The following is a 12,312-nucleotide window of genomic DNA, read 5'->3' on the forward strand; positions in this document are numbered from 1 at the left end:
GTGCGCTGCTGCCGTGCCGCCCCCACCCCGTCGCTGCGCGACGCCCCTCCCCGGACGGGGAGGGAGAGGCGGTTCGCCTAGTCCTGCAGCCGAGACCATCCCAGCTTGCCCAGCACTTCCATCGGGCGAAAGCCCGACTTGTAGTCCATCTTGTCGGAGCCCTGGACCCAGTAGCCCAGATAGACGAAGGGCAGGCCGACCTGGGCCGCCTGGCGGACGTGGTCGAGGATGGCGAACCGGCCCAGGCTGCGGCGCTCCATCGTCGGATCATAAAAGCTGTAGACCATCGACAGACCGTCCTTCAGCAGGTCGGTCAGGGTGACGGCGACCAGATCGCCCGGTCCGCCGTCGGTCGAGGCCAGGCGATATTCGATCAGATGGGTGCGAACCGTCGTGTCCTCGACCATGGCGACATAGTCGAGCCAGCCCATGTCGCTCATGCCGCCGGTCGGGTGGCGGGTGGTCAGATAGCGGCGCAGCAGTTGGAACTGTTCGGTCGTGGCCTCGGCCTCGACCAGGCTGCGCGACAGATCCGCGTTGCGGGTCAGAACCTTGCGCTGCGACCGGGTGAAGGCGAACTCGGGCACGGGCAGGCGGACCGAAACACAGGCGTCACAGGCTTCGCAGGCCGGGCGATAGGCGATGTTCTGACTACGGCGAAAACCGGCGATGGTAAGTTCGTCATTGACGTGGGCGCCGTCCGAGAAGGGCAGGTTGGCGAAGACCTTGCGCTCGGTCTTGCCGGGCAGATAGGGACACGGCGCGACCGAGGTCATGAAGAACCGGAGCTGTCGTGTCGGAACATGCTGCGTCACGGCGCTAGATCCGCATCCGATCTTGCCGAGAGTGTGACGGTCGAAGGCTCATTCGTGGATTTGGCGTCATTCCTCGCCGGGCCGCAAGCGCGTTCGCGCCACAGCCGAGCGGGATCACAGCGAGGTGTCCATCGGCAGGACCGGCGCCTCGCGCAGCAGGACGATGGCGATGCGGCGGTTGCCGGCCAGGGTCGGGTCGTCGGGATAGAGGGGGTCCGAACCCGCTTTGCCGGCGACGGAATAGACCCGGTCGGCGTCCACGCCGGCGCTCTGAAGCACCAGACGCGAGCCGTTGGCCCGTTCCGAGGACAGGGTCCAGTCGGCCGGACCGCTGGCGCGATTGGAGCCGGGCGTGGCGCTGGTGTGGCCGGTGATGGAGATGCGGTTCGGCAGCTGATTGATGACCTTGGCCACGGCGCGCAGCAGGACCTGAGCCCGGGCGTTCGGCCGGGCCGAGTTGTTGTCGAACATCGAGCGGCCCTCCTGATCGACCAACTGGATGCGCAGGCCCTCGGGCGTCTGATCGACGATCAGCTGTTTCGACAGCTCGGCCAGTTCCGGCATCGACTGCATGGCCTGACGCAGGGATTCGGCGGCGCTGGCGAACTCCGCCGCCTCGCGCTTCTGGATCTCGGCCTGGAGCGCGGCCTCGCTGGCCGATGCGAGATTGGTGCTGGATCCGACGGCTGCGGCGTCGGCCGGGGCCTCGGGCGCGAGTTGCTCAAGCACCGACTGGGATCCGGAGCTCTTGGGGCCGTCGTCGCCCAGGGCCGTGCCGCCCAGTATGCCGCCCGAACCGGAGGTGGTTTCGGAAACGCTGGCCGGAGCGAAATACTCGGCTATGCCTTTCTTCTGCTCCGGATCGGTCGTGTTGATCAGCCACATCAGCAGGAAGAAGGCCATCATGGCGGTCACGAAGTCCGCATAGGCCACCTTCCAGGCGCCGCCATGGTGGCCGCCGCCGGAGACCTTCTTGACCTTCTTGATGAGGATCGGACGATCGCTCACGGACATGGACGCACCCCGGGAATTTACTGTCCCAATGTGGGGCGCCGAGGTTAACCGGGCGTTGATCCGCGCCACAGCGGCTTGAACCCCCGCTCGACCCGGCCTAGTCCGTGCCCTGAAACACGGAGCCTGTCATGAAGATCGCATTCGCCGGCCTGGGCGTCATGGGCGCCCCGATGGCGCGTCACCTGGTGCAGGCCGGCCATGATGTCGTCGGCTTCAACCGCACCATATCCAAGGCGCAGGCCTGGGCCGAGGCGACGGGCGGCCGCTTCGCGAAGACGGTGGCCGAGGCGGCGCACGACGTCGATCTGTTCATCCTGTGCGTCGGCAATGACGACGACGTGCGCGCCGTCGTGACCGAGGGGCTGCCGCATCTGGCTGAAGGCGCTGTGATCGTTGATCACACGACGACGTCGGCGAAGGTGGCGCGGGAGATGGCGGCGTTGGCCGAAGGGCAGGGGCGGCGCTTCGTCGACGCCCCGGTGTCGGGCGGCCAGGCGGGCGCCGAGAACGGCCAGCTCAGCGTCATGGCGGGCGGCGACGCCGGGGCCCTGGCCAAGGCGGAACCGGCGCTCCAGGCCTATTCCAAGGCGATCAAGCATATGGGGGCGGCCGGATCGGGCCAACTGACCAAGATGGTCAATCAGATCGCCATCGCCGGGGTGGTCCAAGGCCTGGCCGAGGCGGTGCATTTCGCCCAGGTCGCGGGCCTGGACACCGACGCCGCCTTTGACGCCGTCTCCAAGGGCGCGGCCCAGAGCTGGCAGATGGACAACCGCTGGAAGACGGCGGCCAGGGGCGAGTTCGAATTCGGCTTCGCCGTCGACTGGATGCGCAAGGATCTGGGCCTGGTGCTGGACGAGGCGCGGTCGAACGGCGCGCGTCTGGCCCTGACGGCCCTGGTCGATCAGTTCTACGCCGAGGTCCAGGCCATGGGCGGAAATCGCTGGGACACCTCCAGCCTGGCGGCGCGGCTTCAGTCGAAGGACTGAAGCCGCTCAAGAGAAGCCGCGGATCAGACCGCCTCCCAGCCCTTTTCGACGGCCCAGACGGCGAAGGCGTAGTCGTGGGCGACCTCTTTCAGATAGTCGAACCGACCGGCGGCGCCGCCGTGTCCCGCCTCCATGTTGATCTTCAGCAGCACAGGCTTGCCCGAGGTCGTCGCCGGACGCAGCTTGGCGACCCATTTTTCAGGCTCCCAATAGGTCACGCGGGGATCGGACAGGCCGCCGGTCGCCAGGACGGCCGGATAGGCCTTCGCCCCCACCTGATCATAGGGGCTGTAGCTCATCATATAGTCGTAGGCCTCCGGGTCCTCGATCGGATTGCCCCACTCGGGCCATTCCGGCGGCGTCAGCGGCAGGGAGACATCGCTCATGGTGTTGATCACATCGACGAAGGGCACCTGGCCGATGACGCCGGCCCACAGGTCGGGCCGCATGTTGTTGACAGCGCCCATCAGCAGGCCGCCGGCCGAACCGCCCTGGGCGACGATGTGTCCGGCGGTCGCGTATTTCCGGTCGATCAGGTGTTCGGCGGCGGCGATGAAGTCGGTGAAGGTGTTCTTCTTCGTCATCCGGCGGGCGTCCAGGAACCAGCCCCAGCCCTTGTCCGAGCCGCCCCGGATATGGGCGATGGCGTAGATCCAGCCACGATCGACCAGCGACAGCCGGTTGGTCGAGAAACTGGCCGGCATGGGGATGCCGTAGGAGCCGTAGCCGTAGAGCAGCAGGGGCGCCGAACCGTCCACCGGCGTGGACTTTCGACGCAGCACCGTGACCGGCACCAGCTGTCCGTCCGAAGCGGGGGCGTTCAACCGCTCGACCACATAGTCCGCAATATTGTGGCCCGACGGGATCTCCTGCGTCTTGCGCAGGGTCCGCTCGCGCGTCGCCATGTCGTAGTCGAAGGTCTGGGTCGGGGTGGACGGCGAATTGTAGCTGTATCGTGTGTGGGTCGTCTCGAACTCGGACGCGCCGGACAGCGACAGGGCGAAGGCGGGTTCATCGACGGCGATCTCGTGTTCGGCGCCGGCGCGGTCGCGGATGATGATCCGGGTGTTGGCGTCGGCCCGTTCCTGGCGAGCCAGGTGATCCTTCGTCAGGTCCAGGCCTTCGATGAAGCGGCCGGGCGTGTGCGGCACCAGGTCGGTCCAGTGGGCCTTGGCCGGCGTTGCGGTCGGCGCCTGGACGATCTTGAAGTCGATGGCGTCGTCCGCATTGGTTCGGATCACCCAGCGGTCGCCCCAGTGATCGGCGTCGTAGCGGAGGGCCACCACGCGGGGCTCCAGGACGACCGGCGTCGCGGTCGGGTTCGCAGCCGGGATGTAGCGGGCCTCGGACGTTTCCTGATTCTGGATGCCGATGACGATGAACTGGTCGTCGGCGGTGCGGCCGACGCCGATGAACATGCCGTCGTCGGCCTCTTCATAGACCAGGGTGGCTTCACCGCCGCGCGCCGGGCGACGGAAGATCTTGTCCGGGCGACCGTTGTCGTCGCGATTGGTCCAGAATATCCACTGGCTGTCGGGCGAGAAGACGAAGTCGCCGGTGGCGCTGTCGATCACGTCAGGCAGAACTTCGTCGGTCGCCAGGTCCTTGACGTAGATTTTGTGGACCTCGGAGCCCTGGGCGTCCTCGGCATAGGCGAACAGGCTGTGGTCCGGGCTGTGGCTCGCGGCCGACACTTCCGAATAGGCCTTGCCCTTGGCGAGTTCATTGGCGTCGAGGAGCAGTTGAGGCGTGGGCGCGACGACGAAATTCTTCGTCACCGGCTGACCGTCCACCATCCACGCGCCCTGGCGTTCGACGCGCATGTAACGGGGATGCTGGTCGCCGGTGCGGTATTCGACGTAGTAGTTCCAATCGCCGTCCGGGGCCGGAACCGAGCTGTCGTCCTCCTTGATGCGACCGCGCATCTCGGCGAACATCGCCTGTTGCAGCGGCAGGGTGGAGGCCATCATGGCCTCGCGGTAGGCGTTCTCCGCCGTCAGATGTTCCTTGACCTCGGTCTTGATCAGGGTCGGATCGCGCAGCACGGCCTGCCAGTTGTCGTCCTTCATCCATTGATAGTCGTCGGTCCGGGTGCGGCCCAGTTGTTCGATGACGACGGGGATCTTCTTGGCGACGGGGGGCTGGGGCATCGAGGGTCCGGTAGTCTGAGCGGGCTTGGCGAGGGCGGGGGTGGCGACTGCGACGGCGGTTGCTGCGGTCGAGACGATCAGTTGGCGACGGTTCATCGGTTAGGCCCCCTTGTTCGGACCCGAACCTTGTGCGTGGCCCATGGCGGCGTCAAATGAAGAAAAGCCGGGAAAGGCGCTTTGCCTTGATGTTCGACCTCCAGACCCTGCCGACGACCTCCGCCGAGGCGACGCAGACCGTGTCGCGTTCGGCCAGAGACCTGACCGTGACCATGATCCGTGCGACGGTCCAGATCGACCAGCCGAACGGCGACGGCACGCGAACCGTGGGCGCGGGTTTTCTGTTGAATGCGCCCCGCGCGGACGGCTCGCCGCGCACCGTCCTGGTCACCGCCGATCACGTGCTGAGCCGCATGCCCGACAGCGAGGCGCGGATCGGATGGCGCGTCGAACTGCCGGACGGGGGATGGCGTTTCGATCCCCAGTCGCTGATCATTCGGGACGCAGACTCTGACCCGCTATGGACCAAGCCGGGCGACCGCGACATTGCGGTCATGGAGATCAGCGTGCCGGCCGCCTTCGCCCGTGACGCCATTCCGATCGCATGGCTGGCGGACAGGGAGGCGTTCGACACGACCGCGGTCGGGCCGGGCGACGCTATGCGGACGTTGGGCTTTCCCCGAGGGCGGTCAGCCAACCGCGCCGGGTTTCCGATCCTACGCGTCGGGCGGATCGCATCCTGGCCGCTGACGCCGATCAGCGCCTTTCCGACCTTCCTGCTCGATCTGGCCGTCTTTCCGGGCGACTCGGGCGGACCGGTGTTCTGGACGCCGGCGACGCAGGTGTCGCCGGTCCATCCGTGTGTCGCGGGGGTTCTGACCCAGGAAGTCATCGTCCAGGACGAGCGGCTCAGGATCGGCGTGGTGGTCCACGCCGACTATATCCGTGAGGCGGTCGACCTGCTGGACCAGAAGGCCGCGCCGGCGCCCTGACGCCGCTGCTTCAGCCCGTCAGGGCTTCCGCCGTCAACCGCTTCAACAGATCGCCGCCCTGGCCCACGGCCGCCAGGCGGCTGGAGACATGGCCCAGCACATTGGCGGCATAGACCTCATACAGGTCCAGCTTGCCCTGCAGCCACACGGGGTCGCCCTCGCCGGCGTCGAGGCGCGCCTTGGCCGCCAGGGCGCCCTTGGCCAGCATCCATCCGCCGACCACGTCGCCCAGCAATTTGAGATAGGCGTCGGCGGCGGCCAGGACATCGGCGGCCGCCTCGGCCTCGGCCTTGCGATCAAGCAGCCACAGGGTGGCGTCCTGAACCGCCTCGATCCCCGTGGCGAACCGTTCCAGCGGCTTGCTGGAATAGAGGTGGGCCAGGTCCGCCAGGGTCGCCTTCATGTCGGCGATCAGAGCCCGGGCCGCTTCCCCGCCGTCCATCGACAGCTTGCGGCCGACCAGATCCATCGCCTGGATGCCGTTGGTGCCTTCGTAGATCGGCGCAATCCGGGCGTCGCGGTAGTATTGGGCGGCGCCCGTCTCCTCGATGAAGCCCATGCCGCCGTGGATCTGGACGCCCAGCGACGCCACCTCGCAGCCGACGTCGGTGGACCAGGCCTTGGCGATGGGGGTGAACAGGTCCTCGCGGGCCTTCCAGCGCCGACGATCCTCCTCAGTTCCGGCATGACGGGCCAGGTCGGCGGCGACGCCGGTCGACAGGCAGATGGCGCGGGCGGCCGAGGTCTTGGCCTTCATCACCCCCAGCATCCGGCGCACGTCGGGATGGTCGAAGATCGGGGCGTTGGCCTCGCCGGTCCAGACCGAGCGGCCCTGACGACGGTCCAGCGCATAGGCCAGGGCGTGCTGATAGGCGCGTTCGGCGATGCCGACGCCCTCGACGCCCACGGCGAGGCGGGCCGCGTTCATCATCACGAACATATGGGCCAGGCCCTCGTTCGGTCGGCCGACCAGTTCGGCGCGCGCGCCTTCATAGCTCATGACGCAGGTCGGGGAGGCGTGGATGCCCAGCTTGTGTTCGACCCCGACCGGGCGGAAACCGTTGCGGTCGCCCAGGCTGCCGTCGTCATTGACCGCGAACTTGGGCGCCAGGAACAGGCTGATGCCCTTGGGGCCCTTGGGCGCGTCGGGCAGGCGGGCCAAAACCAGATGGATGATGTTGTCGGTGGCGTCGTGGTCGCCCCAGGTGATGTAGATCTTCTGGCCGTTCAGGGCGTAGGTGCCGTCGCCGTTCGGCGTCGCCGTGGTGATCAGAGACCCCAGGTCCGAGCCGGCGCCCGGTTCGGTCAGCACCATGGCGCCGGTCCATTCGCCGCTGACCAGCTTGGTCAGGTATTTGGCCTTCTGTTCCTCGGTCCCGACCTGGTCCAGCGCCTCGATAGCCGCCAGCGACAGCATGGGGCACAGGCCGAAGGCCATATTGGCGGCGTGAACGGTCTCATAGGCCGCCAGCTCCAGCGCCTTGGGCAGGGCCTGACCGCCGACCTCGACCGGAGCCGACAGGCCGGTCCAGCCGCCGGCGGCGAACTGGCGATAGGCGTCGGCGAAGCCGGGGGCGGCCGTGACCGCGCCGTTCGCATAGTGCGAGCCCTGCTGGTCGCCGATGCGGTTCAATGGGGCCAGCACCTCCTCGGAAAACTGTCCGGCCGCTTCCAGCACCGCGCCTGCGACGTCGAAATCATAGTCCGGGAAGGCTCCGGTGGCGGCGACGTCGGCCATGCCGGCGATGGCCTCCAGGGTGAAGGCCAGATCACGAACGGGTGCGCGGTAGCTCATGGGTTTCCTCGATGCATATTCAGGCCTAAGTGCCTCGTCATCGCCCCTCGTCGCAAGCGGCTTGGCGCAAGGCTCTTCGTCGGGGCACAGTGGCGCCCTGCCGCCACGGAAGGGAAGTCATGGCCGAACCTCGCAATCGCTATTCGACGGTGTCGCTGGCGCTGCACTGGATCATCGCCCTGGGCGTGCTGGCCCAGGTGCTGCTGATCACGGCGCATGAGAAGACGGAAGGCGTCCTGTCGGGCCAATTCGTCATGCTGCACAAGTCGGTGGGCATCACCATCCTGGTCCTGACCCTGGCGCGAATCGGCTGGCGGCTGGCGCATCCGGCCATTCCCCTCCCGGGCCACCTGCCGCGCTGGGAAAGACTGGCGGCGCGTGCGACCCATGTGCTCTTCTATGTCGTCCTGATCGCCATGCCGATGACCGGCTGGCTGGCCTCATCGGCGGCCGGGCGGGAGATCGTCTGGTTCGGTCTGTTCGACTGGCCCCTGCTGCCGGTCGGCGGCGGTCGCGAGACGGCGGGTCGGTTCATGGAGGTCCATGAGGTGGTGATGAAGGGCCTGTATGTCCTGATCGCGCTTCATGTGCTGGGTGCGCTGAAGCATCAATTCATCAATCGTGACAATGTGCTGCACCGGATGATCCCGCTGATCCCGCGTCGGCCATGACCCAAAGGTCCGGCGATACGGCCGATCAGGCGGCCACGGCCCTGCGCCGGGGCGAACTGATCCTGCTGCCGACCGAGACCGTCTATGGCCTGGGCGCCGACGCGGGCAACGCCGAGGCGGTGGCCGCCATCTTCCAGGCCAAGGGAAGGCCGCGCTTCAATCCCTTGATTTCTCATGTCGCCGACGCCGTCGCGGCCGAGGCTGTCGGGGTGTTCGACGTTTCGGCCCGGGCGCTGGCCGAGGCCTTCTGGCCGGGACCCTTGACCCTGGTGACGCCGGTGCGGGACGGAGGGCGGGTCTGTGATCTGGCCCGGGCCGGGCTGGACAGCGTGGCCATCCGGGTTCCGGGCCATGCGGCGGCGCGGGCGGTGCTGTCGGCCTTTGGCGGGCCGGTCGTGGCGCCCTCGGCCAATCGGTCGGGACGGCCCAGTCCGACGAATTTCGCCGATGCGGTGGAGGAGACGGGGTTCGCCGTCACGGCGGCCGTGGACGGCGGGCCCTGCGCGGTGGGGCTGGAGAGCACGGTCGTGTCGGTGCTGGGCGGGCGGGTGTCGCTGCTGCGGCCGGGCGCGGTGACCCGCGCCGAGATCGAGGCCGTGGTCGGGCCGCTGGCGGACGGCGGCGACGGGCACAGGTCGCCGGGCCGGCTGGCGGCGCATTACGCCCCCGACGCCCCGGTTCGGATCGACGTCGTCGCGCCGCGTGACGGCGAGATCCTGCTGGGCTTCGGACCGGGGGCGGGCGATCCGCGCTGGAGCTTGAGCGTCTCGGGCGATCTGCGAGAAGCGGCGGCCAACCTGTTCAGATTGTTCAGGGAAGCAGATCGCACGCATCCTGCCGGAATCGCCGTGTCGCCGATCCCGTCACAGGGTCTGGGCGAGGCGATCAACGACCGTCTGCGCCGCGCCGCCGGCTTCGTCGGCTAGCCGAACCGGGCCTGGAGATCGACGCTGGAGTGCCGCCCGACGCAGGGCAGGCAGGTCTCCAGCCAGTCGTCGGCGGCGGCCCGTCCCCGCGCCTTCAGATCATTGAGGAAGCTCCATTCGGTGTTGAACTTGGACCTCAGCGACAGGTCCGAGAGCCAGCCGTCGGCTTCGATGGCGTGCAGCCGGACCTGACGATAGGAACCGCCGCCGTGTTTCAGTTGGCCCCCGGCGATCATCTCGGCGGCCATGGCGATGGCGCGCAGCTCGGCGACCAGGGGGGCGTTGAAGACGATCTCGTTCAGCCGTTCGACGATGTCGCCGGCGCTGCGCGGCGTCTCGTCGCGAACCATGGCGTTCAGCGTCACCAGCAGGACGTCGTCGGGCGTGTCATCGCCGGTCAGGGGCCACAGCGGCGGATTGGTCAGGTAGCCGCCGTCCCAATAGGGTTCGCCGTCGATCTCGACGGCCTGGAACAGATGCGGCAGGCAGGCCGAGGCCATCAGGACGTCGGCGGTGATCTCGCCGGATTCGAAGATGCGGGCCCGGGCCTGGCGCACGGCGGTGGCGGCGACGAACATCTTTATGTCGGATGCCTGAACCGCGCCGAAATCGACCGCCGCCTTTAGAACCCGTGTCAGAGGATTGTGATTTAGCGGATTGAATTCATAGGGACTCATGGACATGGCCAAGGTCTCGCCGGCGCGCCATAGCGGGGTGTCCTTGACCCAGTCCGGTGTCTGGGCCGGGTTCCACAGGGTGCTGTCGCCGAAGACGTTGCGGCCGCCCGACTGGTTGATCTCGCGCCACAGTTTGTCGAGGGCGGCGCGGGCGTCGCCGGCGGCGAGACCCGAAACCAGGGCCGCGCCGTTCATGGCCCCCGCCGAGACGCCCGAGACGGCGCGAACCTCCAGCCGGCCGTCCTCCAGCAGCCGGTCCAGAACGCCCCACTGGAAGGCGCCGTGCGCTCCGCCGCCCTGCAGCGCCAGGGACAGGGGCCGTCGTCCCGAGGTCGACGGGACGATGTCCGCCGGTTCGGCGGCCTTGCGTCTGAAGATCGCCATGCCGCCGTCCCCTAGGTCATTGGTCTATTGCGCGGTCCAGCCGCCGTCGATGGAGAAGCTGGCGCCATTGGCGGAGGCGCCCAGGTCGCTGACCAGATAGAGGAAGAGGCCCGCCAACTGGTCGGTCGTCACGAATTTCTTGGTCGGCTGGGCGGCCAGGATGACGTCGTGCAGGACCTGTTCCTTGGAGATGCCGCGGGTGCGGGCCTGGTCGGCGATCTGTTTCTCGACGATGGGGGTCTCGACGAAGCCGGGGCAGATGGCGTTGCAGGTGATATTGTCCTGGGCCAGTTCCAGGGCCACCGTCTTGGTGAAGCCGACGATCCCGTGCTTGGCCGCGACATAGGCCGACTTGAACGGGCTGGCGACCAGGCCGTGGGCCGAGGCCATGTTGACGATCCGGCCGCGCCCCTGGGCCTTCATGATCGGAATGGCCGCCCGTGTGGCGTAGAAGGCCGAGGACAGGTTGATGGCGATGATCTGCTCCCACTTGTCGGTGGGGAATTTCTCGACGGATTCGACGTGCTGGATGCCGGCGTTGTTGACCAGGATGTCGAGGCGGCCGAACTCATGTTTGGCGAAGGCGACCATGTCGGCGATCTCATCGCCACGCATCATATTGGCCGCGTGATAGCGGACCCGGCCGCTGGAGCCGGCTTCCAGCCCGGCGCGGGTGCGTTCGATCTCGGCCGGATCGCCCAGCCCGTTCAGCACCACGTCGCCGCCGCGCGCCGCCACGGCCCGCGCCAGGGCCAGGCCGATGCCCGAGGTCGAGCCCGAAATGACGGCGACCTGACCCTTCAGGTCGCCGATGTCGCGAAACACCGGGGCGTCGCCGTGTGCGGCGGCTGGTGCGGCGCTGGGGCCCTTGGATGACTTCGACCAGTTGAACATGAATCCGCCCTTCGTGTTTTGTCGAGAGACTAGCGGCAGGACGGGGCGGGGATCAAGAATTTCCCGACCTGATGAATATCCACTCGTTGTCCGTCGAGGCGGCCTTGTCGAACCTGTAGCCGTCGCGGTCGAAAGCCTTCAAGTCCTCGACCCGTTCCACCCGCTCGTCGATGGCGAACCGGGCCATGGCCCCGCGGGCCTTCTTGGCGAAGAAGGAGATGATGCGGCTCTCGCCATTCTTCTCTTCGCGGAACTGGGGGGTGACGACCGGCAGTTTCAGGGCCTTGGCGTCCACGGCGCCGAAATATTCCTGGCTGGCCAGATTGACCAGGGTCGGGTCGGCGTGACCCTCGGCGTCCGCGTTCAGCTGTTTCGAGATCCGGTCGCCCCAGAAATCATAGAGGCTGGACCCGCGCCGGGTCTTGAGCCGCGTGCCCATTTCAAGCCGATAGGGCTGGATCCGGTCCAGCGGGCGCAACAGGCCGTAGAAGCCCGACAGGATGCGCAACCGGTCCTGGGCGAAGTCGAGGGCCTCGACGTCGAGCTCGCGCGCCTTCAGGCCTTCATAGACGTCGCCGGCGAAGGCGAAGGCGGCCTGGACCCCGTCGGTCGAGTCGGAATCAAAGGCCTTGAACCGTTCCAGGTTCAGGGTGGCCAGGTCGTCGGAAATCCCCATCAGACGACGCAGGTCCGCCTTGGTCTGACGCCGCGCCGTCACGGCCAGGCTGGCCGTGTCGTCCAGAAAGCGGCGGTCCGTGCCGGGAATGGCGGGGTCGGCTTCGGTGAAGTCCAGCCGCTTGGCGGGAGAAAGAACGATCAGCAAGAGGCGGCTCCGTGGTGGCCCGCTGACATAGGGCGCCTTGGCGACGATTTGAACCGGGCGCGATGACGGCGTGGGGGATCGTCCTCGCGCTTTCGCTGCGAAGTTCATGGAGGGCTGGGCGGGGCGCCGGGCCTTCGCCCGGAGTTTGATCTAGAAATACCGTTTCGACGAAGGTTTGACGCCCC

Annotated in this window: 11 protein-coding genes; 4 read left to right on the top strand and 7 right to left on the bottom strand. The window is 67.6% G+C overall.

Annotation, left to right across the window (positions count from 1 at the left end; translation table 11 throughout):
- Positions 1-77 precede the first annotated feature (77 nt).
- The gene (locus AC07NC_RS16250) at positions 78-815 is read right to left on the bottom strand and encodes an arginyltransferase (protein ID WP_494570150.1); all 738 of its coding nucleotides are present in this window, start codon (positions 813-815) and stop codon (positions 78-80) included.
- A 114-nt stretch (positions 816-929) separates the two neighbouring features.
- Positions 930-1,829, bottom strand: coding sequence for a flagellar motor protein MotB (locus AC07NC_RS16255; RefSeq protein ID WP_154726690.1), 900 nt, complete (start codon positions 1,827-1,829; stop codon positions 930-932).
- Between the two features lie 128 nt (positions 1,830-1,957).
- Between AC07NC_RS16255 and AC07NC_RS16260 the strand changes: the two genes are divergently transcribed.
- Complete coding sequence (locus AC07NC_RS16260; protein ID WP_035310905.1) at positions 1,958-2,818, top strand: NAD(P)-dependent oxidoreductase; 861 nt, start codon at positions 1,958-1,960, stop codon at positions 2,816-2,818.
- Positions 2,819-2,841: 23 nt separating this feature from the next.
- Here AC07NC_RS16260 and AC07NC_RS16265 read toward each other — a convergent pair whose 3' ends face one another.
- Positions 2,842-5,064: a S9 family peptidase gene (locus AC07NC_RS16265; RefSeq protein ID WP_494570151.1), complete on the bottom strand. Its 2,223-nt coding sequence runs from the start codon at positions 5,062-5,064 to the stop codon at positions 2,842-2,844.
- A gap of 89 nt (positions 5,065-5,153) precedes the next feature.
- Here AC07NC_RS16265 and AC07NC_RS16270 point away from each other — a divergent pair, with 89 nt between their 5' ends.
- The gene (locus AC07NC_RS16270; RefSeq protein ID WP_494570157.1) at positions 5,154-5,957 is read left to right on the top strand and encodes a trypsin-like serine peptidase; all 804 of its coding nucleotides are present in this window, start codon (positions 5,154-5,156) and stop codon (positions 5,955-5,957) included.
- Between the two features lie 10 nt (positions 5,958-5,967).
- On the opposite strand, the gene AC07NC_RS16275 is transcribed toward AC07NC_RS16270, so the two are convergent.
- Positions 5,968-7,752 (bottom strand): acyl-CoA dehydrogenase, encoded by a 1,785-nt coding sequence (locus tag AC07NC_RS16275; RefSeq protein WP_494570152.1) that lies wholly within the window; start codon positions 7,750-7,752, stop codon positions 5,968-5,970.
- Between the two features lie 119 nt (positions 7,753-7,871).
- Here AC07NC_RS16275 and AC07NC_RS16280 point away from each other — a divergent pair, with 119 nt between their 5' ends.
- Positions 7,872-8,423, top strand: a complete 552-nt coding sequence (locus AC07NC_RS16280; RefSeq protein WP_494570153.1) for a cytochrome b — start codon at positions 7,872-7,874, stop codon at positions 8,421-8,423.
- Positions 8,420-9,349 (top strand): L-threonylcarbamoyladenylate synthase, encoded by a 930-nt coding sequence (locus tag AC07NC_RS16285; RefSeq protein ID WP_008264089.1) that lies wholly within the window; start codon positions 8,420-8,422, stop codon positions 9,347-9,349. The genes AC07NC_RS16280 and AC07NC_RS16285 overlap by 4 nt, the downstream gene beginning before the upstream one ends.
- Here AC07NC_RS16285 and AC07NC_RS16290 read toward each other — a convergent pair.
- From AC07NC_RS16290 to yaaA, 3 genes are read right to left on the bottom strand one after another with little or no spacing between them, the layout of a single operon-like run.
- Complete coding sequence (locus AC07NC_RS16290) at positions 9,346-10,410, bottom strand: patatin-like phospholipase family protein (protein WP_494570154.1); 1,065 nt, start codon at positions 10,408-10,410, stop codon at positions 9,346-9,348. The two genes, AC07NC_RS16285 and AC07NC_RS16290, sit on opposite strands and share 4 nt — an antisense overlap.
- A gap of 24 nt (positions 10,411-10,434) precedes the next feature.
- Positions 10,435-11,304, bottom strand: coding sequence for a 3-hydroxybutyrate dehydrogenase (locus AC07NC_RS16295; RefSeq protein WP_008259939.1), 870 nt, complete (start codon positions 11,302-11,304; stop codon positions 10,435-10,437).
- Between the two features lie 52 nt (positions 11,305-11,356).
- Positions 11,357-12,127 (bottom strand): peroxide stress protein YaaA, encoded by a 771-nt coding sequence (yaaA, locus tag AC07NC_RS16300; RefSeq protein ID WP_154726693.1) that lies wholly within the window; start codon positions 12,125-12,127, stop codon positions 11,357-11,359.
- Positions 12,128-12,312: the final 185 nt, after the last annotated feature.

The organism is Brevundimonas sp. GW821-FHT10A07 (assembly GCF_059415785.1).